The 21,832-nt window shown below is 46.9% G+C and carries 17 protein-coding genes and 1 riboswitch; of the genes, 2 read left to right on the forward strand and 15 right to left on the reverse strand.

What is annotated here, in order from left to right; all coding sequences use genetic code 11:
* Window positions 1–55: 55 nt before the first annotated feature.
* The 9 genes from SK066_RS13120 to pxpB form a co-directional block, all read right to left on the reverse strand.
* Window positions 56–1,150: a TRM11 family SAM-dependent methyltransferase gene (locus tag SK066_RS13120; RefSeq protein WP_320541833.1), complete on the reverse strand. Its 1,095-nt coding sequence runs from the start codon at window positions 1,148–1,150 to the stop codon at window positions 56–58.
* Window positions 1,151–1,373: 223 nt separating this feature from the next.
* The gene (locus SK066_RS13125) at window positions 1,374–2,828 is read right to left on the reverse strand and encodes a BglG family transcription antiterminator (RefSeq protein WP_320541834.1); all 1,455 of its coding nucleotides are present in this window, start codon (window positions 2,826–2,828) and stop codon (window positions 1,374–1,376) included.
* 93 nt (window positions 2,829–2,921) lie between these two features.
* Window positions 2,922–5,066, reverse strand: coding sequence for a glycoside hydrolase family 3 N-terminal domain-containing protein (locus tag SK066_RS13130; RefSeq protein ID WP_320541835.1), 2,145 nt, complete (start codon window positions 5,064–5,066; stop codon window positions 2,922–2,924).
* Window positions 5,067–5,091: 25 nt separating this feature from the next.
* Entirely contained in the window at window positions 5,092–6,516 is a 1,425-nt protein-coding gene (locus SK066_RS13135; RefSeq protein WP_320541836.1) for a sucrose-specific PTS transporter subunit IIBC, read from the reverse strand.
* Complete coding sequence (locus SK066_RS13140) at window positions 6,517–7,899, reverse strand: glycoside hydrolase family 32 protein (RefSeq protein ID WP_320541837.1); 1,383 nt, start codon at window positions 7,897–7,899, stop codon at window positions 6,517–6,519. It abuts the gene before it with no gap.
* Between the two features lie 353 nt (window positions 7,900–8,252).
* On the reverse strand, window positions 8,253–8,795 hold the full coding sequence (locus SK066_RS13145; protein ID WP_320541838.1) for a GNAT family N-acetyltransferase: 543 nt from the start codon (window positions 8,793–8,795) through the stop codon (window positions 8,253–8,255).
* A gap of 197 nt (window positions 8,796–8,992) precedes the next feature.
* Window positions 8,993–9,748, reverse strand: a complete 756-nt coding sequence (locus SK066_RS13150) for a LamB/YcsF family protein (protein WP_320541839.1) — start codon at window positions 9,746–9,748, stop codon at window positions 8,993–8,995.
* A gap of 274 nt (window positions 9,749–10,022) precedes the next feature.
* Window positions 10,023–11,228, reverse strand: a complete 1,206-nt coding sequence (locus tag SK066_RS13155; protein ID WP_320541840.1) for a 5-oxoprolinase subunit C family protein — start codon at window positions 11,226–11,228, stop codon at window positions 10,023–10,025.
* A 273-nt stretch (window positions 11,229–11,501) separates the two neighbouring features.
* The gene (gene pxpB / locus SK066_RS13160) at window positions 11,502–12,230 is read right to left on the reverse strand and encodes a 5-oxoprolinase subunit PxpB (protein WP_320541841.1); all 729 of its coding nucleotides are present in this window, start codon (window positions 12,228–12,230) and stop codon (window positions 11,502–11,504) included.
* A 448-nt stretch (window positions 12,231–12,678) separates the two neighbouring features.
* On the opposite strand from pxpB, the gene SK066_RS13165 reads away from it, so the two are divergent.
* A complete protein-coding gene (locus SK066_RS13165) occupies window positions 12,679–13,554 on the forward strand; it encodes an alpha/beta hydrolase family protein (RefSeq protein WP_320541842.1) in 876 nt (291 codons plus the stop codon).
* 324 nt (window positions 13,555–13,878) lie between these two features.
* On the opposite strand, the gene SK066_RS13170 is transcribed toward SK066_RS13165, so the two are convergent.
* The 3 genes from SK066_RS13170 to SK066_RS13180 all read right to left on the reverse strand — a co-directional run bounded on the left by SK066_RS13170 (window position 13,879) and on the right by SK066_RS13180 (window position 17,858).
* Window positions 13,879–14,517 (reverse strand): NAD(P)-dependent oxidoreductase, encoded by a 639-nt coding sequence (locus SK066_RS13170; RefSeq protein ID WP_320541843.1) that lies wholly within the window; start codon window positions 14,515–14,517, stop codon window positions 13,879–13,881.
* Between the two features lie 311 nt (window positions 14,518–14,828).
* Window positions 14,829–16,292, reverse strand: a complete 1,464-nt coding sequence (locus tag SK066_RS13175) for an NAD(P)/FAD-dependent oxidoreductase (RefSeq protein ID WP_320541844.1) — start codon at window positions 16,290–16,292, stop codon at window positions 14,829–14,831.
* 184 nt (window positions 16,293–16,476) lie between these two features.
* A riboswitch (purine riboswitch) is annotated at window positions 16,477–16,576 on the reverse strand.
* Between the two features lie 892 nt (window positions 16,577–17,468).
* Entirely contained in the window at window positions 17,469–17,858 is a 390-nt protein-coding gene (locus SK066_RS13180; RefSeq protein WP_320541845.1) for a hypothetical protein, read from the reverse strand.
* A 664-nt stretch (window positions 17,859–18,522) separates the two neighbouring features.
* Here SK066_RS13180 and SK066_RS13185 point away from each other — a divergent pair.
* Entirely contained in the window at window positions 18,523–18,864 is a 342-nt protein-coding gene (locus tag SK066_RS13185; RefSeq protein WP_250343239.1) for a protein YmzB, read from the forward strand.
* Between the two features lie 297 nt (window positions 18,865–19,161).
* Here SK066_RS13185 and SK066_RS13190 read toward each other — a convergent pair whose 3' ends face one another.
* The 3 genes from SK066_RS13190 to SK066_RS13200 form a co-directional block, all read right to left on the reverse strand.
* Entirely contained in the window at window positions 19,162–20,004 is an 843-nt protein-coding gene (locus SK066_RS13190) for a PPK2 family polyphosphate kinase (protein ID WP_320541846.1), read from the reverse strand.
* A gap of 81 nt (window positions 20,005–20,085) precedes the next feature.
* Entirely contained in the window at window positions 20,086–20,952 is an 867-nt protein-coding gene (locus SK066_RS13195) for a CHAD domain-containing protein (RefSeq protein WP_320541847.1), read from the reverse strand.
* Between the two features lie 252 nt (window positions 20,953–21,204).
* A complete protein-coding gene (locus SK066_RS13200; RefSeq protein WP_320541848.1) occupies window positions 21,205–21,573 on the reverse strand; it encodes an SH3 domain-containing protein in 369 nt (122 codons plus the stop codon).
* Between the last annotated feature and the right edge of the window lie 259 nt (window positions 21,574–21,832).

The raw sequence follows: 21,832 nt of genomic DNA on the forward strand, positions 1-21,832 counted from the left end.
TTTAATATGCAATTATTCCCATCGTTTTCGGAATAAAGGCATAGTTAGTGGCATATCATTCTGTCCCACTTCCATCCAAGCGAGTGTGGCAAAGCCATACATACCTCGTAAAATGCCCTTTGCGAATATGACAAACCTCGCGTAGCTGTAGCCCTGCTGCATCGAGCGAGGCTTCCAGTGGCTCTGTCGAAATAATGACTTGAAGAGGTGCCAATCTACCCGTCGCTTGCAGCATGTGTAACCGCTCATCCTCCTCGAGCACGGAGCATAGATTGTAGGGCAGATCGAGAATAACGGCATCATAGCTTCCTTTTAATTCAGTCAGATTCGCAATGCTCACCACATCGGGCATCCCATAAAATAATAAATTCTCACGCGCACCCTGCACAGCCAGCGGATTCAGATCAGAGCCTGTAACATTAATTCCCATCGATAACGCTTCAACGAGCACAGTACCGATGCCACAGCATGGATCAAGCAATGTATGTCCTTCGATTTGTGGCATAGCGATATTAACAACGGCGCGAGCTACACGCGTACTGAGCGCAGTCGAATAATGACGCGGCTTATCATTATGCTGAAGCCACACCGATTCGCCCTGCCATAGCTGTCCGAGTAGCCATTGTCCATCTGCGTATATCATGCCAAGCCATACCTGCGGCTGCTTCATCTGTGCTCTGGCACGCACATTCATACCGATACGTCGCTCAAGGCTACGTTTGTCCTCATATGTCAATGGCTCATCGCCATTGAGACAGAGTAGCTTGAAAGTCATCGCAGATGCTGAGAATGACTGTGATTGTTGTGCAGATGATTCTACGGTCAATTTCGTTTCATGTTCTATACCTTCCTGTACGCTCCATTCTGCTATGTGCAGTTCACGCACCCGTTGCTCCAGCTCCTCCAGCGTATTCGCTGTAAGCCAAATATCAAGTCGCTGATGAATAAATGGGCTGCGTGACGGAGATATACATACGGAGCTACGCACATAATCCGATACAGGACTTGCGTTCAATAAACGACGAAGCTCCAAGGAGCATAGCTCTTGCTCATCTTCATGACAGGCATAGGTATATATATACTGGTGTGGCGTTTGCAGTGTTTCAAACTTAGACTGCTCGTTTGTTGCGGAATCTATATGTTCTGGCATCGGTAGTCCTCTTTTCTGTTTGGTGCGGTTCGAGATGAGGTATGATCGATCTCGTTGTATATGTTGTGTATTCGATTATAGTAATATAGCATATTCACGCCCTGAGCTTTTATAAATGAAGCTACATCTTCCAATACGTTCATTCTCGACAACAAAAAGCCACCCTTTGATAGAGAGTGACTGTTTATAACGATTTACAACATAGAGGCATCCTATGGACGAATTACAGCAACTGCTGAATGCGCCGTATATCCTCATCATTCAATATATAATTCACATAAACGACCTGTATATGCTCCGGTAGCTGTACATCGAATATACGTGATACCGTGATGATCATATCTGTTTCCGGCACCTGCTGCCGTAAATGTGATAATGAAATTCGCTTCGTAATCTCTAGCTGCTCCCCACAGGCTTGGTAAATCTGTCCCATCATATGATGCGCTACACTTTCACCGAGATCACAGATCAGGATTGCTTTCTTCGTCTGACGGGTGAATGAAGCAAAGTACAGGGCAATATAGCTGATCTCATGCTCACTGAGCGAGAATGACTCATTTTCCGATAATAATCTGGTGCATAATGCTGCCATTTCCATCTGCAGGGGATAATTATTTTTTACCTGCTCCAGAATCGGATTATGCTCAAAATGACCCTGCCGGATTCGATGCAGCATGCTTTCATTATGAATAGACAATCGGGTACATAATGCTACATCTGTTGTATAAGCAGTACCGTAATGATGATCCACGAGCTGCAAAAATCGCTGGGTAAACTGTACACTGTCTGTGGCTACAGGCTGTGACATCCGCTCCTGATAAATTACACGCTTCGCCGATCGACATTCCTGCAAAAAGATAGCGCCGCTAGATGACAGCTCAACCTGCTGGTCAGCAAGCGCCTGCATAAGCTCCTTTGTCCAGACAGCGATGTCCGTCTGTTCCGGTTCGGATTCTAATGTATAGCCTTTTTCCTCTCGTTTGATTGTAATAAAGATATCGAGTAAAAAGCCTTCCACCGACTTATCGATCAGGTCGTACTGATAACGCTCCAGCAGCTGAGGCAAATAACCTTGCAGCCATGTGTACAGCTGTGCATAGGATTCGCCGAAAATAAAGCGCAGCGCCTTGTCCATCAGAATGGAGCCGAATGTATAATAATTCAAAGTAGCTGTGATCACATGACGCTTCATTCGCTCCGAACCGACCAATTCGATACCTTTGAGAGAGGTTTGCAATTGAATCTGATCAAAGCCAGTCAGATAGTGAGCAATTTCTTTGAGACTTTGGGTGACTGATGTTTTGGAAGCATACATAATTTCAGCTAGATCACGGGTCGCAGTAGGCTGATCCAAGAAGGACAGATGCAGCAGTAAAAATAAAAAACGTTCATTAGCAGTTTCCGGATAGCTTTTAGTACGCGCATCCTGAATTAGCTGCTCCAAGCAATAGCGTGCCTCTGCTTGATCGGATGAGTGAATATAATATCCACGTATTGGTGAGGATCGGATTAGCGTGTCGCCCGGCTGCTTAACAACCGATTTATAGTATTCGTTTAAGGAACGGATATCCATCCGTACTGTACGCAGGCTGATCGCCAATCTATTCGTGAATTCTGCTGGAAGCACATATTCTTTTTGTAAAAGCATACGCAGTATAATAATCTCTCTTGCGCGCAAAACCATCCCTCCCCATACTATGTTGATTATAGCACTGGAGAGGGATGGCTGGTGAATAAGAAGGCGTTATTTTCATTGTAATTGGATTGCGAATTATACGAGTCGAATCATGACGGAGGCGCCACGACGGCTATCCGGGCCGATAATCAGCTCAAATTCACCGGGATCAGCACGGTACTGAAGATCGGTATGATAGTAACCGAGCATCTCTGCGCTGATCGTATATTCAACTCTAGCCTTCTCGCCAGGCTTCAATTCGATTTGTTGGTAAGCGATCAGCTCTCTTACCGGCCGAGCGATCTCAGCCACACGATCATGAATGTATACCTGCACCGTTTCACAGCCCGTATACTCTCCATTGTTAGTAATAGGTATGCTCACCTGTAGCGGACGATCGATCGAAAGCTCGCATGTGTCTGCATCAATATCTCCATATGCAAATTCCGAATATCCCAATCCGTATCCAAATGGGTATAGCGATTCGTTAGGAACATCCAGATACTGCGTCTTATAACGCTTCTCCTGCGTTAACAGATGTGCTGGACGACCAGTGTTCAGATGATTGTAATGTACTGGAATCTGTCCACTATGATAGGGGAAGCTCATCGTCAGACGCCCACTCGGATTAGAACGACCTGTTAGAATATCTGCAATCGCATGTCCACCTTCCGTGCCGGGAAACCATGCCATTAATATAGCATCGGCATGGTGGGCAACCTCTGCTAGCTCAATCGGTCGCCCTGCGAACATAACGACAATGACAGGCTTACCAGCAGCGGCAGCTATACGAAGTAGCTTGAGCTGATCCAGTGGCAATCCAATACTGGCACGTGAACCGGCTTCGCCTGACCATTCTTCTCTTTCTCCGAGGGCAAGCAGGACAGTATCGGATTGCTGAATTAGCTCGATCGCCTGATGCAGCACATCCTCGTCGATACGATTGTCATCTGTGGATAGCGATTGCACATGTACTCCTTGCTGATTAAGTCCTTCCAGCACAGTAACCGTATGGTTCGGATCACCATCAACTGACCATGGGCCGAGCAGATGCTGATTGTCGGCAAAGGGGCCGATTAGCGCCAGCCTGTGATTCGGGTTTAGCGGTAATGCATTTTGATTTTTCAACAGTACCATCGATTGTACCGCTGCTTCGCGGGCTGCCTGACGGTGGCTTGGATGTAGAAGCATTTCCTGCTCTCTCGCCTCCGACACGCCACGGTATGGATCGTCGAACAAGCCCAACTCCTGCTTGAGCTGTAAAATATGGGTGACTGCTTCGTCCAGCTTTTGCTCCAATTCAGGATGCTGCTCGCATAGCTCTGGTAATGCTTCAATGTAGGCGGTCGTCATCATTTCAATCTCGATTCCAGCTTGTAGCGACAGACGTGCTGCATCCTCCGAACCAGCAGCTACACCATGCGGAATGAGCTCTTTGACCGCACCCCAATCGGAAATAACGGTGCCATCAAAGCCCCATTGCTTGCGCAGAATATCCTGTAATAGCCATGTATTCGCTGTAGCTGGCACACCATTTAGCGTATTAAACGCTGCCATCATTAAGCGTGCGCCTGCTTGAAGTGCCGCATGATAAGCAGGCAAATAGTCGTTATACAGCGAAAGTGGCGACAGATCGACCGTATTGTAATCCTTGCCGCCCTCTGCTGCACCATAGCCAGCAAAATGCTTCACACATGCAGCAAGTGTATCGGGTTGCTGAAGATCGTCCGTTTGGTAGCCCTCTACCATTGCTGCCCCGAATTGTCCGAGCAGCAGTCGATCCTCACCAAAGCTTTCCATCACTCTTCCCCAGCGCGGATCGCGTACCAGATCGACCATCGGTGAAAAGGTGACCTGAAAACCTGCCGCCGCAGCTTCCACCGCTGATACACGAGCCGTACGCCGTAGCACCTCTGGATTCCAGCTACAGGATAATGCCAGTGGCACCGGGAAAATCGTTTTGTAGCCATGCACCACATCAGTCATGAATAACAGCGGAATGCCCAAGCGATTATGCTGCAAATAGTCGCGCTGGATGCGTAGCATGCTTGCGGCATCCAGCTTGCCCAGCACCGAGCCAACGATCCATTTATGCTGTTCAACATCTTTCATACGGGAAGCTGTGCCTGTCGCTTTGGCTCCATCCACATTGAAAAAGCTTGTTGTAATCTGAGTCATCTGCCCGATCTTTTCCAGCCGTGTCATCTGCTTAACAAGTGCTTCAATCTGTATTGTATTCATACTCTACTCCTATATCCGTTGTATATTAGCTCTTTTTCGATTCTAACGCTTCCTTCATTTTGTCCGAATAGCCAAAGAAATAAGTGAGCAGGAACGCCGTTGCCATAGAGATCACATTGACCAGCAAATACCATGGAAGTTGATTATTCATATACAGTAATGTACCTGGTATTGCGGTAATTGACATACCGGTTGCTTTGAGACCGAATAGCGAGGACAGGAAGCCACCAACTGCGCCACCAATCAGACCCATAATGAACGGCTTCACAAACCGCAGATTGACCCCGAAAATAGCCGGCTCTGTAATACCCAGCATCGCTGATACTGCCGAAGGATAAGCAAGCGACTTCGTTTTAGGCGAGCTTGTTTTGACAGCTACCGCTAGCGCTGCGCCTGCTTGAGCGATAATCGATGCGGAACTGATCGGATTAACGGTATTCCAGCCTGTCTCAGCCAGCATTTGAATTTCAATCAGATTAAGTGCATGATGCACCCCGGTGACAACAATAATCTGGTTAATGCCGCCATAGATCAATCCACCGAGCCCACCTGGTAATCCCAATAGGAAATTAACCGCTGCGAGTAGCCAGATTTCCACCTGATGGAAGATCGGTCCGATCACCATTAGTGATAGCACAACCATAATGAGCAAAGTCAGAAACGGTGTCAAAATGAGATCAAGTGCATTCGGTACACGCTTGCGTAGCCATTTCTCGATCTTCGCCAGACATAGACCTGCGATAAAGGCAGGCAATACCGAGCCTTGATAACCAGCCACTTTGATAAAGCCAAAAAAGTATAGTGGATCTGCCTTATGCTGAGCAACATCCCATGACACAGGCAAAGACGGATGCACGAGCATTAATCCGAGAATAATCCCCAGTACGGGCGAACCGCCAAAGTTTTTGACAGCCGACCAGCACACCAGCACAGGTAAAAAAGCAAATGCCGTATCCGTTAAAATCTGAGTGAGCAGTATAAAGTCCGGCGATACCGTCTCCGGTGTAGCTCCGAACAGAGCAAGCACCTGCTCCTGCATAATCAGACCACGTACACCCATGAACAAGCCAGTTGCGACGAGCACTGGAATAATCGGCACAAACACATCGCCAAATATCCGAATCATACGCTTGAACCAGTTATCGCCGTATTTGGATGCAGCTTCTGCCTGCTCACTCTTGCTGCTCCCTGACAATCCGAGCGCAAGCACTTCTTCGTATACTTTGTTAACGATACCGGTTCCAAGAATGACCTGGTACTGACCTGAGGTAAAGAAAGAACCCTTGACCAGATCAATATCCGTTACTTGTGAATCGTTAATAATCTCACGATCTTTAACAATAACGCGCAGCCTTGTGGCACAATGCGCAACCGAAATGATATTGTCATCGCCACCAAGCGCCTCTACAATCTCGCTGGCAATTTGTTGATATTGTTGATCCTTGGACACTTACAATTCCCCCTTCGATAACTCCCATACCTTGCCTTTCACATTGGCACAGCCGGACAAACGAATCGTATCCGCTGTCGTCTTAAAAAATACGCGCATCGTGGCTGTTTTTTCACCATCATTAATAAATAGCTCTACCGATGAACGATCTATAAATACGTGCAGTCGCTGTACTCCCTCTGGCACAATAAGAACACGTTCATCCCACTCGCCTGTCCACCAGTTCAGCCGCTTCAAGACGATTGACTTGCTCTCATCGACATAATGTAACTGTACGCCGTCCAGCAGCAACAGCTCCCAATGCCGCGCATCGTCAAATTCCAGCAGTATTTCCTGTACATGAGACGAGACAGCACATGTAACCTCGCTCACCTCGTGCTCGTCTGTTAATACTACCTCATACGAGCGCTCCTGCTGACGTAGCTGTTGTAGTTCGACAACTGGACGCTGCTTCATTCCGTTAGGTGCAGCAACCAGCTCACGTGGAATCGTTAACGCATGTAGCCAGCCATCCTCTACAGTAGGCTGAGACATCTGGTAGTCGATCTCTCCACCGCCCATCCAGGCAAATGAAAGCACTCTTCCCTGTTCATCGACAAACGACTGTGGCGCATAATAATCCCAGCCTTCATCGAGCTGTTGCTCCTGTCCGGAATACAGATGGAATTGACCATCTGATTGCATCTGCCCGGCAAAATAATATGGAATGCACTGATCCATCTGCCGACCATCGCGTTCAATCTTTTCCTGACGGCTGACAATCATATACTGCTGCTCTGCCACTGTCACGAGATCCGGACATTCGCACATATAGCCCCAGTTGCGATCCGAAGATAGCATATTGCCCTGATACGTCCAATTCCATAAATCCTCTGATCGATAGAGCGCTACATTCCCTGTCAGCTCCTGTGTCTGAGCACCGATCACCATCCACCATTGCTGCGAAACCGGTTCCTTCCAAACCTTTGGATCACGAAAATGCGCCGTATACCCCTCCGGTAAATGAATGATAGGGCCATGCTTCGTAAATTGTTCTCCATCTGTAGATGTCGCCAGACATTGATACGTTTCACGACCACCGGATTCTGTCCGTACATTACCGGTATAAAAAAGGTACAATGTATCCTCGTGTACAATCGCACTACCGGAATAGCAGCCATCCTTGTCGTACCATTGATCCGGGTGCATCGCACATTCATAGCTTTCCCAGTGCACCAGATCGCTGGAAGCGACATGTCCCCAGCTCTTAGGTCCTTGCGCCTGCAACCGATCCAGCCATTGATAAAACACATGATATTTCCCTTTGAATTGCACCAGTCCATTCGGATCATTCATAAATCCCGAAGTCGGTGCAATATGGTAATCCAATTTGTAGTTGCTCATTTTGTATACCCTTTCATTTCGTGATGTAACGTTATTATAGGGTAATGCTAGTCCTGTCGAATACTCAATTATTTGCACTTGAAAACGGCAAAAAAATGACTCCCTCTCGTTACCCTCAAACGCTCAGGTGTAAATCTTCTGCTTTCCATCTGCTTTTTAAATAGATGTGTAGAACAACCAAAACTCGTACGCGAATAAGCCACTCTGTATCAGCAGCGGCTTATGGTAACGTATAGATAGCTCAAAATACACAACGCTCCAGCCAATCATTCTATTCTGTCGACCGCTGGTATACGTAATTGTAATTCTTCAGCCGCGTATGACCATTACTAGCTACCCTGCTTATGGATGGATTAATCCGACGTCAGACCCCACTTCAATCTTGAATACATATGCAGATCGATACGCTGCCCATCTGTTTCCTCGTATTCTTGAAGCACACCTTCACAGGTAAAGTGAAGCCTTTGCAGCAGCTTGATCGAGCTCCTATTTTCAGGCATTACTTTGGCTTCGATACGATTGAATTGTAATGAGGAAAAAGCATAGTCCACTAATAAGCCAATCGCTTCGGATGCATAGCCTTTTCCCCAGTAGGTCTGTGCCAGATCATAGCCGATCTCAGCTTTTCCTTGCTCATCATCCAAAAAATTGTAGCCACAGGAGCCGATAATCGTATTCGTTTCTTTATGAATGATCGAGAAGCGAACCGCCTTATCCTCCTGAGCGAGCTCCTGCAATAGCTCAATCATTTCGAGTGCCTGACCTTCCGTCTGAAAAGGACTGATATTCATATATTGCGTAACGACAGGATCAGACCAAATCCGAAACAACTCAGGCGCATCGGCTACCTTAATCTGTCGTACAATTAGACGTTCCGTTTGTAATTCGGTAATCAATACATGACCTCCATTATATTGCAATGCTGGGGTAGAGATATGGATGTGTACGCATCGTGCTGCTACTCCATCCAGTTCTGAACTGCTGGGTAGCAAGCAACGACTCGCGCCACGATGTCTCTGTCTCTGTCTCTGTCTCTGTCTCTGTCTCTGTCTCTGTCTCTGTCTCTGTCTCTGTCTCTGTCTCTGTCTCTGTCTCAAATGGTATTCAGTGCGATTCCTTCAGCCAATAGACATTTTTTAAGCTCACGTGCAAAATCTACCGCTCTAGCACCATCGCCATGGATACAGACGGTAGCTGCCTCAATAGGTACAACTGTACCGTCAATTGCACGGACGGTACGAGTATGAAGCATATTCATAATTTGCTCAGCGGCTTGACTCGCATCGTGTAGCATCGCATTCTGATGTGTTCGTGGTGTTAGTGTGCCGTCTGCCTGATACGTACGGTCGGCAAAAACTTCACTTGCCACCGTCAAGCCTGCCGCACGTCCTGCTTCAATAAGCTGGCTTCCCGACAATCCATATAAAATGAGAGACGAATCCAAATCCGCAATCGCTCCAGCAATCGCCTCTGCCAGTGGTAAGGATACAGCCGCCATATTGTACAATGCTCCATGCGGCTTCACATGATGCAGTCTGCCTCCTTCCTGATGGACAAAAGCCTGAAGCGCACCAATCTGATACGTGATCAGATCGCGTACCTCCTGTACCGATAGCTGCATCTGCCGCCGCCCAAATCCCGCCAGATCAGCAAAGCCCGGATGGGCTCCAATCGCTACACCATGCCGAAGTGCAGACTGCACCGTCCTACGCATTACAGAAGGATCACCTGCATGAAAGCCACAGGCAATGTTAGCCGAGGTTACCTCTGCCAGTAGCTGTTCATCATGTCCTAGCTCATATATACCAAAGCCCTCTCCCATATCACAATTCAGATCAATTGAGCGCATCGCCCGATTCACATCCCTTCGCTCTTTTGACTATCCTATATTTGAAATAACTAGCTAGTAGATGCAGACTAGCATCTTCACACCAGTAGCTTTATATCAGTAACTTAATATGAGCAGCTTGATATCAGTAACTTAATATGAGCAGCTTGATATCAGTTCATGTAACCCTTTTGCATTTATCAATATACCAGTCGTCCGTGTACGTATTGTCCGTACAGCTATTCATAGAGGAACTTTCCATAGAAGAACTACCCATACGATACTACGCTTTCCTTTATCCATTCTTCTGAGCACGTAAACCGAGTGCTGAAAGGCGTAGCTGAATCATTCGACGTAGCAGCTTTAGCTCGTGTGTCCATTCCACATATATTCGTTGTGCCTCATCTAGCTCGATCCGTCGAAAGCGTACGGTTGCTCCCGGGGCAAGCTGTGCCAGTAAAGGCAGATCCATGCGGATCACATGAGCGATTTTGGCATAGCCGCCCAGCGTTTGCCGATCAGCCATTAAAATAATAGGCTGTCCATCAACAGGAACCTGTATCGTCCCATGCGTCACCGCTTCGGACAGATAAGACGTAGACTGCTTCAATTGAAGCGGCTCGCCAGCTAAACGATAACCCATACGATCCGATTGCGGAGTGACCCGATATGCCTGCTCAAGGAACAGCTGTTGAGACGATTGTTCAAAATCCTCCCATTGCCTGCCTGCAACAATCCGAATCGTCACCTCATCACTATAATGAGGCAATATATGAGAACTGACCCGCCAGCGTACAGGGCTGGGTAGAGTAGTAGTTTCTGAAGCAACCACGCTATTTTCAAACGTATTACGAGATGAAGCTGGCAAAGAAGACGTCGCATTCGTCCTATCCTCCTTGCCTGTGTTTGCAGCTATATTGGACTGGTCAGACGGAGCATCAGTCCAATCTTCTACGATAGCATCTATAGGTTCAAGTGCAGAATCGGTAGCCTCTTCACTAATCTGCTCCAGTTCTGTCGCATTTATAGCATGCTCGAAACGACTATACAGCACATCGCCTTGCTGCAAAGCTCGGCCTGCCCAGCCGCCAATACCTGCGCGCAAATATGTACTGTAGCTCCCTAACACCGATTCCATCTGCCAGCCACCTGCAATAGCGATATAAGCACGACAGCCAGTGATCACTTTGCGAAACGAAATCCGACTCCCCTTCTGTACATACACGGGTCTCCACATCGGCAACGGCTGATCATCCAGCCAAGGCTCCAGATTGCCGCCTGTCACTGCAATCCAGCTATTTTCCAGCACATGAGCTGACAATCCAGACCATGTGACCTCCAGAGTGGCCTCTGCTGCATCATTACCAACGAGCCAGTTCGCCAGCGTATGAGCGAGTCCATCCATTGCTCCATTGGTGCTAATACCGTAGCGGGCATAGCCTTGTCGACCTTCATCCTGCACAGTCGTTAGCATGCCCGGCTTTTCGATCTGTATGCTCATTTCTGTTCTCCCTTCTGGCTTGCTTCCAATTAACCGTTCGGTTTGACGCTAAAGAGGAATGTACTTGTACATTCATACTATGATGCTTACGGCTATGCTTTTGATCTTGATTGTAATCTTGTTGTGATCTTGCTTGTGATTTCACTTATAAGCTTATTGTGATGGTGCTTGTCATTGCGCCTGTAAGCTTGTTGTGACGTTGGCTTTGATTTTACGTGTAAGCTCGTTAGTGCTCTCGCTGTGGTTTCGTTCTTAATATCGATCCTGCTCTTGTTATTGCTCTCGCCACTGCTCATATTCAGCAGGCGTTATCGGATAAAACTGCACCTGTCCACCGCTCTCCAACAGCACCGGTGGATGCTGCTCTGGTCGGAATAAACGCAGCGGCGTTCGCCCAATCAGCTGCCAGCCTCCCGGTGTATCCAGCGGATAAATTCCCGTCTGCTTCCCTGCAATACCAACCGAGCCGGCTGGTATGCGAAGACGCGGAGTATCGCGCCGTGGTACTTCAATGGACTCCGACATTCCACCCAGATATGGAAAACCCGGTGCAAACCCCAGCGCATAGATCGTATACAGTGCCCCACTATGTATCTGTATGACATCAGCAGCAGATATTCCATGATAGGACGCCACCTCATCCAGATCAGGGCCATATTCGCCTCCATAGCATACTGGAATACGAGTGATGGACTGCTGCAACTGTTGCGAATCTGACGACGACTGAAATACAGCAGACAAACGACGCTCCAAATACATACAGATCGCTTCGTACGGAGGAATCGATGGCTGTCTGTGATCTGCCCACGCTTCCATATCATAATACACAGCCAGCGTTGTGTAGGAAGGTACATATTCTATAATTCCAGTGACAGGCTCCTGCTCCAGCGCACGTAATGCCCGCTGTACATTCGCGAGTACGTCAAGCCCGATCTCATGTCCAAATTCAATAATAACCGCTGCATCCCCAAGTGGATCCATCTGCCAGCGCGTCTGCTTCATCTCGTTCCTCCTTATACGCTATACATTTGAAATATATATTATTTATTAGATACGATAGCTTGAAAATCAGTATGAGAAATCCTCATCGTACTAAACTATATACTCCCAATCTATCGGTGTATCCCTTATCTATAGCCATTCATATGAATCGATTACTGAATTTATTGCTGAATCTAGTAATGACTTCATTGTAGCGATTGGTCGCAAGCATGTCGAACTAGAATCATGTCGAGCGTCAAGCTATTTCACTCTGTTAAACAGAGTCTCTCATCTATAAGAGAAGCATGTACAACAGAAGTATGTATAACACATTTATGAAGCGCATACCATTTGGTATAGAGGAGTATTCTGTAAAACCACTGCTTACCGTTTGGCGGTCGACGAGGAGGTTTATGTATGGAATAATACCAGAGACAGCATGTGCTTCGGCAGGATAGGAGATGAGGACATGATTTATCGTGTCAGTTATATATCAGATACGTACAAGGTGAAGGGCTATCTGGCTTTGCCATACGGTATGAATGTGGATCAGGAAGCACTCCAGCTTTCATTACAACAATTTTATGATAGAACGGATCTGGAAGTGGAGCAGATTGCCTGTCCACTGTATCATCCGCATGAGGATGTACGCGAGCAACGTTTATCTGTATTTGTATATTGTAGAGGCGGGATTGGACGAGTCGGTAGTGTACGCGCTACATGGCTAGAACGCTTCGCCCAGCACGGTCAGCTTGTCTTTGCGCCCTGCTATCGTGGCGCAGAAGGCGGCGAGGGCTGGGATCAATTTGGAGGAGCAGATGCGCAAGATGTCACGTCTGCATTGGATTGGCTCAGCACACTCTCCTTTGTAGATGAGACTCGCATCAGTCTAATGGGCTTCTCGCGCGGTTCCGTCAATGCCACACTGGCGGCGGCAACATGGCAGCAACAGGATACAGGCAATGGGGAGACAGATAACGGAGTTTACCGACTGGTATTGTGGGGCGGTGTAGCTGATCTGGCACTCACATATGAGGAGCGTATCGATCTACGTCGTATGCTCAAGCGCGTAATCGGCGGTTCTACCGGAAAATATCCAGAGCGGTATGAAGCAAGATCACCAGTCGCACTGGCTCCACAGCTCTCCTGCCCTGTGCTAATTATTCATGGTGAGCAGGATATGCAGGTTGATCCCGGTCACGGCAAGCTGATGCGCGAACGGCTGGAAGAGCTGCACAAGCCATTTGCCGTACACTGGTATGAGCATTACGGACATCATATGCCAGAAGAAGTACACAAGCAGGCGATTGCACGTATGTTTGAATGGCTTGAAGGGCCCGCATAACTGTACAAAAAAGCCGCTGTCCTCCATTAAAGACTGCAATCTGTACACCTCAAAGCTGTAGGTTAAAACAGAAGACGTCCGTTGGAGAACAAGCGGCTTTTATTTTTTGCTTTTACTTATATAAATGTGACCCATCGTTGTTGGTGCTTCAAAAATGTACATTATAATCTCATTTGATCGGCTTTGCATTAAAGCAAATCTATACTTTCACATAGGAGTCAACGGATAACCAGCGTTGAGTTCATCCACCAGATCAATTCTGATCCATTCGACTTCATCCCCATAGCGATGGCTATGCTTCCAGCGCTTTCGATTCAGCCCTGCTTACTCACTCACCATAACCGCTTTGCGATCGTGCTCGGATTGTTGTGCTTGCTTGAGCATGAACTGCGCCAGATTCGCTCTGGACATTTTGAGTTTACTGGAAGGAAGCTGACGAATAGTCGTTTCGTAATAATAGCTACCTGTACGCTCACCGCTGGTTAATATTGGCGGTTGCACGATCACCCAGTTCGCTGCACCAGAGGATACGATCTGCTCTTTATCCCGATGATCGGCAAGCAAGTTCCTCATTAGCAATGGAGTGACCCAGCGATATAGCAGCCCCAGCTTGCCCGCATCCTCTCTCGTTCCCACAAAGGAAATATGCACCAGCTTTCCTACCTGCTGCTCGGCGGCGGCGCGAGTAATATGGCGCACAGCCTCTACCAGACGGAGATCACGCTGAAATGGGCTTTTGGCACCGAGCGCGGAAAAGACCGCATCATAGTGCTTCTCTGCCAGCGCTGCATTCACATCATCATAGCTTGTCGCCTCCCCCTGCACGATATGCAAGGATGGATGCTCCATATTTAGCTTATCTGGATTTCGTACAAAAGCGGTAACCTCATGCCCCTGCTCCAGTCCCTGTAATAGCAGCTCACGGCCTGTCTTGCCCGTAGCTCCGAAAATAATCATTTTCATAGCGTGCCCTCTCCAATCGTCGAGTCATCTTGCTTACGCCACCAGCTTACGCGGTAAGCTGCAATCTTACATTCGTTCAACTATTGCTCGTTGCTCGTTGCTAAAAAAGCTTACGAAAAGTAAGTTTTAATGCAACTATAGGGGATAGATGAATCCAGTGTCAACTTTTACACCTGGTTTGATTATACACGATCCTTGCTACAGAAAGCGGATAACGAAAAACCGACTTTTCATTAAAGAAAAGTCGGTTCGATAGCGCAGTTATACAGTTACGATATAAATGGAATACTTAGGATTGGCAGAAGGTGAATTTATACTACAGTTGCCGGTACACGGCTGCCGCTTCCTGCACGAGTATGCATACTGCGTGCAATCCATACGCCAGCAGCGCCAGCTTGAGCCAGACCACGCGTTACGCCTGCGCCATCACCACCACAGTACAAGCCACCGATCTCCGTTTCCAGATTCTCGTTCAGCTTCGGACGAGCGGAATAGAACTTCGCTTCTACACCATAAAATAACGTATGCTCTGATGCGATACCTGGTGTTACGCCTTCCAGTGCGTGCACCATCTCCACCAGACTTTTCATCGTATTGTATGGCAGCACGAGTCCAAGGTCACCCGGTACAGCTTCCTTGAGTGTTGGCTCCAAAAAGCCTTCCTTGATGCGCTCTGTCGTCGAACGACGTCCACGTAAAATATCGCCAAATTTCTGTACGATGACACCGCCACTGGATAGATCATTGGCACGACGGCAGATTTCACGTGCATATTCGTTCGGCTTATCAAATGGCTCGGTGAATTTATGGGATACGAGCAAGGCAAAGTTCGTATTGCGTGAGCCGAGCGCCGGGTCTTTAAAAGAGTGACCATTTGCCGCCATCACACCACTATGATTTTCAACGACTACGTGACCGGATGGATTACTACAGAATGTACGCACACGCGTACCAACGGATGTATTGAAAATAAATTTGCCTTCATACAGATGCTTGTTGATTTCCTGCATCACCACATCGGATGTTTCTACACGTACCCCAACGTCAACCTGATTGTTGTACATTTTCAGACGACGCTTTTTCAAAATTTCAGTCAACCATGCGGAGCCATCGCGACCCGGTGCAATCATTACCTGATCGGCTTCGTAGGTATCGCCCTTTTTCGTTACGATGCCTGTAATACGATGCTTGCCGTCTTCTTTGACAGTAATAATATCTTCAACCTCGGCTTTGTACACCATATCAATGCGAGTGTTCAGGTATTCATAGATCGATTTGAGAATCTCCAGATTTTGCTCGGTTCCCAGATGGCGAACCTCTGCGCGCAACAGTTTCAGCCCGGACGCATACCCACGCTGCTCGATATCACGGATCACATCGGTTGTTGGATCGGTAATACTTTCTGTCGCCCCATGCTCCAGATTGATACTATCCACATAACGAATCAGATCCTCAACACGTGAGCCTGGCAAATAATCGGTCAACCAGCCGCCAAACTCTGTCGTAATATTGAATTTGCCATCACTGTAGGCACCTGCTCCACCAAAACCTGCGGTTACGGAACATGCTGGCAAGCAGCCTGCAAAGTCCTTTTTCCCTGCTGGCGGTGGACAAAACTGAATCTTTTCCTGCATGATCGGACAATTCCGATTGTAAATGTTATGCCCTTTATCAATGAGCAGTACTTTCCAATCTGGCGCAATGCGCGTCAGCTCATAACAAGCGAAAATCCCTGCTGGTCCTGCTCCTACAACGATGCAATCATACTTATTCATGGTATCGTATCCCCCACCTGTATTCATTCATTTTAGTTGCATGCTTCTGCTTACTGGCGGCAATAATTGCGAGTGATCAACAGCCTCTATACGTCCATCATGCTCCAAAACGGCCCGTTCGGGCATGACAAAACAGAACCTTGATCGACAAGACAACAAAAAAATCCCCGGCCAGCGAACAGGTATGCCAAAGCACCCTATCCGTAGCCAGGAATTTGCGGTTCCTTGTAGAGACCCCCGAACCTTATTTTCGAGGATATACGAATATTAACGTAATTTGTATTGTTTAATGTACGCTTATCGTCGGAATAGCGTACCGCTCACACTGTTGAACAGCGAGCTACATATCGTATATTAACGAATAATACACGAATGGTCAATAGTTAAAATAAATTAATGTTCGTTTTTATAATAAAAACACGAATGTATAAATAATAAATTAGATCTTATTATGTAATTTCACGAACTTTAATGACTCATTCTTTGCAAACACACTATGAATCGTCATTTTCCGAACTTTTCAGCAATATGCCGAAAATCATAACCAAAATGTAAGCAGACTAGCGAGCTTATGACTCTATTGCTGGTTGCTATCTCAGTAGAGGGCTTACTATAGCCGAACGATAAGCGTTAGGTGAGGAAGAAATATTGAGAAATTTCTTGAAATATACTGTAAATACTAATCCTCAAGAAACATACACATACACATACACATACACATACACATACACATACACATACACACCAAGATTTTAAAACACCGCTCCATTCCATCCACCCACAGAACGCAAGCCAGAGAACAATGCCAAAAGACCGACCTTTAAGCCGGGATACGACATCTTTCCCCCATTCCAGGTATCCCGGCTTAACCGGAGGTCGTTGGCATGTTCTCTGGCTGGAGTGGTCGGAGCAAGTCGCCCAACATTAACTCCTTTGATCATATTTAGTCATATTTTGGTCATCTTTAGTCATCTTTGCTCCCAAGTAAATATTCCAACTGAACCGTTACAATCACGCTTGCAAATGCTCAAAGCAAAACACCAGCTTTTTTCCTCAAGCATCCATCATTCGAGCCTTCAAAATTGAACCAGCGCATTTTCGCACTCCCTCACCAAACATAGCAAAAAATGCAGCCCCTCCAGGACTGCATCGTTCTACTGCTATACATTATGTTGTTCAATCCGATCTGTCGAAACGGCGATACAAGCTGCCTTCTCGGATGCCAAATATGATGCGATCATCACACACTTGAAAAGATGCGAGCGGACGCGCCTTTTCAGGTACTGCCTGTAGATCAGCATACATCCGCTCAGCTACATCGTAGCATTCACGATCTGTACACTTCGCATAGGCACCGAAATATTTTTGCATAATCCAATATAGCTGCTGGCCCAGCTCATCTGAGGAATGGACATGCGGCAATACATTGATAATATGTTCAATTTCAATATTATATTCGTGAGGCAAACACCATTCCCGTAACTTCATCGGGTTCCATTCCATCATATGTAGCGCCACGATGTGGTACGCACGCTGATGGACATTCCCACCATGATTGCTATTCATCCATACTCCTCCTATCCTCCAGTTACCTGGAGATGCTCCATCTGTGTATATGAGCAGTGATTGTGGACTTCTATGGCTTAAAGAAGTAATGCTCCTGTTCCGTGCCTATGTCAGCATGCCATGGGGCAAGGTACGTGCAATCCTATCGGGAAGAATATCGAAGTCAATCGAATATACCGCAACGATTCATCGCTGAATCACCTTCTAGCATAAATGCGTAGGAAGCCGCAGTTTTGCCAAAAGACAATATGCTTAAAGCACCAAGTCTATCATCCAGCTTATCCGTAATCCGGACTCTCTTCCACAACTCCCCAGTTACCGCGCCTTCCATCGCAGTTCATCGCATAAGCATCGATCTGGGGAAAACAGGCAAAAAAGCCATACTAACGGGACGAGGCTGGTGTACGTTGTGCGTTTAAACGTCATTCTAGCGTTCCCGAACTAATCTGGCTTGCATACAAAATTATGAACGAGTAAACCGCAACTGTAAATGCGGTAAAAGACCCACAAATGGATATGGATAACTAGAAGTACAATCGGCACCCGATTATGAAAGCAAGTGATCGGGTAAAAGATGGCTAGAGGGCGAATTACATGCTGTGTTTTATATGGACTCGTCCAGCTCGATGATATGCCATTACTTTATAACAAAGGACTGATCACAATGACGGAACAAAATGATATTAAGCAATTGCAAGAATGGCTGAATCGTTATACCGGTACGACGCTCGTGATTGAAAAGCAGGAGCTGGACGATACCGATATCGTTCACTTTGTACTATCCGGTGTAGATGAGCGCAGTCAGGATAATGAGATTGATGATTACTTGGAGAGCGCACTGCTTCTTCGCGGTGAAGGTCGTACGCAAAATGCTGAAGGCGAAAGCGTACCTGTACCTGGCGATACGTATGAGATCATTACGAACGATTTGCGCATTGATGAAATCAATGATGAGCACGTACATCTGACAACAGAACGTGCTACGTATAAAGTATCCGCTAAATAAATCGCTTTTACGTAAATGACTGTACCTCAATACAAGGAAGACCACCTGTGCAATCTATTATCGATTGCTGCATGGACATTAGCTCCTTTCGAGCTAGTGAGCATGTAGATTACGATATCTGATAGATGGCAGGTGGTCTTGTCTGTCTGTCTGTCTGTCTGTCTGTCTGTCTGTCTGTCTGTCTGTCTGTCTGTCTGTCTGTCTGAAGATTGTAGCTTGACCTGTTCTCGTTGTGCAATAGAAAAGACGGCACCAGCAAGGCACCGTCTACTATCACTATCATAACTATAATGGATATCACTTTTTCTTCAACTTCTCCAGCTCCGCATACATATCAGGCAAGTGCTCCTTCAGTTCTGGCATTGGATCTGGATAGGACAGTCCCAGCTCCTCCAATGTCTCGGTGACAATCTGTAGTACAGCCAGATCGCGATACCAGCGATGATCAGCTGGTACAATATGCCATGGGTGTTTCTCTGTTGCGCAATGCTTGAACATATCCTCATAGCACTTCTGATATTGATCCCAGTATTGACGTTCATGCAGGTCGCTCTCATCGAACTTCCAGTTTTTATGCGGCTTTTCGATACGATCGATTAACTTTTCGAGCTGGAAGCGCTTGGAGATATGCAGGAATATTTTTACGATATGAACATCATTCTCTTCCAGCATACGCTCAAAATCATTGATCTGACGAAAGCGCGCATGTGCCTGCTCATCACTTACCTGTCCATGTACACGGGTGATCAGCACATCTTCATAATACGAACGGTTAAAGGTAGCGATATAGCCATAGGAGGGAACATGCTGGTGCGCACGCCATAGATAGTCGTGACTAAGCTCCTCCTGTGTCGGTGCCTTGAAGCTATACGTGTGCACACCCGCAGGATTAGAGATGCTAAACACCTTATTGATCACGCCATCCTTACCGCTGCAATCCATGCCCTGAAAGACGAATAGCACGGCTTTCTTTTTACTGGCAAATAGCTTGGGCTGCAAATCCTCAAATACGGCAGATAGCTCGGTTTTTTCCTGCTCTGCATCCGCTTTGTTTTTATACTTGCCCGTGTCCTTTGGATCAATATCCTTTAAACGGATCGAATCGCCTGCTGCTAGAACCCAATTTTTATGCTTGGACATGAAAATCGCTCCTTTTGGTGGAATGATGTCTAGTATGACTGAAATGTCAGTATCTACATATTACCCGCATTTGAGCTTGATCTAAATCACGCGCTCATTTTCATGAATGGCTTCACTCATCTCCCGGCGCAGCTCGCCGATCAGTTCATCGCGTACATCCGCATCGAACTTGACTCGCTTGGGCTCCAGCTCCTCCAGCGCTTCAATCCAGACATGGCGGTCGTTAATATGACCAAGCTCCTTCTGAATCCCTTTGTACACCTGCTCATGCTCACGGAATTTAGCATTGAGCGCAAAGCCTGCCGCTTCTGCGGTGTAGCGTAGCTCCTTGGCCGCAATGCGAACCTTATGCAGCGCAGTCAGTGTGTCGTCTGCTTCCAAGCCCTGCTCCTTGGCAATCTGACGATAATGCTTTTTCTTCTGCTCATAGGAGATTTCCAGCTCGCGCATGAGACGATTGACATCTGATGTCGCGACGAGCTCCGATAATTGCTGCTCCAAAAATGGCTCCCATTTCTTTTGCAACTTTTTGCCCTGCAATTTGGGCAGCTTACTCACGAGCTTTTTCCGGTACAGACGACGATGCTCCTTTTGCTCCTCGATAACCACTTTCAACAATTTGGCTAGCTGATCCTGGTCTAGCTTCTTTGCCTGCTTGCGGCGATCCTTGAAGGCATCGATCAGCACATCCTCGTCACGCACTTTGCCAAGACGCTTCTGAGCTTTTGTGAATAGCGGCAGCAGCTCTGTTGTATCATTCGGATCTAGAATGCGCAGCAAGGTCATCAGCTTACGACAATTGACCCTTGCCTGATGCACATCCTCCTCATCGAAGGTATCCACTGCACGTTGCCCATGCTGTTGAAATTTATCGTATAGCTCGCTTAATACATCATGCCACTGCTTGGACTTATCTTTATGCAAACGTGTTGCCGGGGTAGAGGTCATTATGATCACTCCTGTTCTCATTCTGGATCGATGCTGAATACGAATGTGCATACACTTGGAAGTCAGATACTACAGGAAGCCTTCATTAGCTTTTGTATTCAATCTTTTTTTGATTCATTCTGTTCTATTCATTATAGTGGAATCAACAGGCAAAATCGATGTAGCTTCATTCACCCTATACTTGCTTTTAAACGTTATGTATGCGGACTGCACCATCTTCGCAGCCGATCGCTGTGAGCCTGCTCCTCTCCTTCACAACACTGGCATCGGTTGAAGATGGTCAAGCGGTAACCAGCCCTGTTGCCCATCCGTTTCACGTAAGCACCAGATCCAGCCATTCAACTCACACAAAGCGATCACCTGATCACCCGGTACAGCATTCATTTCAAAAGCATCGTAGGCTTCGGTCGCCACACCTTCGGTAGCATTAGCTGAGCTACGGGTAAAAATCTGCTCTGGCACCCAGCCCTTGATGCCTGCTTCATTTTCACAAAAGTACCAGCGATCCCACGCCTCTGGGCCTTCGTATTTTTCTCCAATGTGTATCCGTTCTCCCTGACGCAAGCGAATCGGATTCGGGTAATTGCTAGTATGAGCTTGCACGACCCTATAAGATTTCAATCGCATTCTCCTCCTGTTCTCTACGCATATTGTTGAAATTCGGCAATATGCAGTCGAATTTCACTCATTTTGTTCACCTTTATGCTATATTATCGTATATAATCCGAATATATCCAGTTTTGTACCGTAAGCTTGCTATATTGATAGATAGGGACAGTTATCCTACGTAAGCAAGTGGGCTTGCTTTGAAAAACATACTTGTTTTGTATTATGATAGACCATGGAATGCAGTTTGGTTCATCTGTAATCAATCGGCATT

Source organism: Paenibacillus hunanensis (assembly GCF_034055775.1).
In the GTDB taxonomy this organism is placed as follows: Bacteria; Bacillota; Bacilli; order Paenibacillales; family Paenibacillaceae; genus Saccharibacillus; species Saccharibacillus hunanensis.

Bases quoted from the DNA above. Each gene is read 5' to 3' on its own strand.
- SK066_RS13195 (WP_320541847.1), bottom strand. From the start codon at position 20,952: ATGACCTCTACCCCGGCAACACGTTTGCATAAAGATAAGTCCAAGCAG.
- SK066_RS13165 (WP_320541842.1), top strand. From the start codon at position 12,679: ATGATTTATCGTGTCAGTTATATATCAGATACGTACAAGGTGAAGGGC.
- SK066_RS13170 (WP_320541843.1), bottom strand. From the start codon at position 14,517: ATGAAAATGATTATTTTCGGAGCTACGGGCAAGACAGGCCGTGAGCTG.
- SK066_RS13155 (WP_320541840.1), bottom strand. From the start codon at position 11,228: ATGAGCATACAGATCGAAAAGCCGGGCATGCTAACGACTGTGCAGGAT.
- SK066_RS13185 (WP_250343239.1), top strand. From the start codon at position 18,523: ATGACGGAACAAAATGATATTAAGCAATTGCAAGAATGGCTGAATCGT.
- pxpB (WP_320541841.1), bottom strand. From the start codon at position 12,230: ATGAAGCAGACGCGCTGGCAGATGGATCCACTTGGGGATGCAGCGGTT.
- SK066_RS13130 (WP_320541835.1), bottom strand. From the start codon at position 5,066: ATGAATACAATACAGATTGAAGCACTTGTTAAGCAGATGACACGGCTG.
- SK066_RS13190 (WP_320541846.1), bottom strand. From the start codon at position 20,004: ATGTCCAAGCATAAAAATTGGGTTCTAGCAGCAGGCGATTCGATCCGT.
- SK066_RS13140 (WP_320541837.1), bottom strand. From the start codon at position 7,899: ATGAGCAACTACAAATTGGATTACCATATTGCACCGACTTCGGGATTT.
- SK066_RS13180 (WP_320541845.1), bottom strand. From the start codon at position 17,858: ATGAATAGCAATCATGGTGGGAATGTCCATCAGCGTGCGTACCACATC.
- SK066_RS13120 (WP_320541833.1), bottom strand. From the start codon at position 1,150: ATGCCAGAACATATAGATTCCGCAACAAACGAGCAGTCTAAGTTTGAA.
- SK066_RS13150 (WP_320541839.1), bottom strand. From the start codon at position 9,748: ATGCGCTCAATTGATCTGAATTGTGATATGGGAGAGGGCTTTGGTATA.
- SK066_RS13175 (WP_320541844.1), bottom strand. From the start codon at position 16,292: ATGAATAAGTATGATTGCATCGTTGTAGGAGCAGGACCAGCAGGGATT.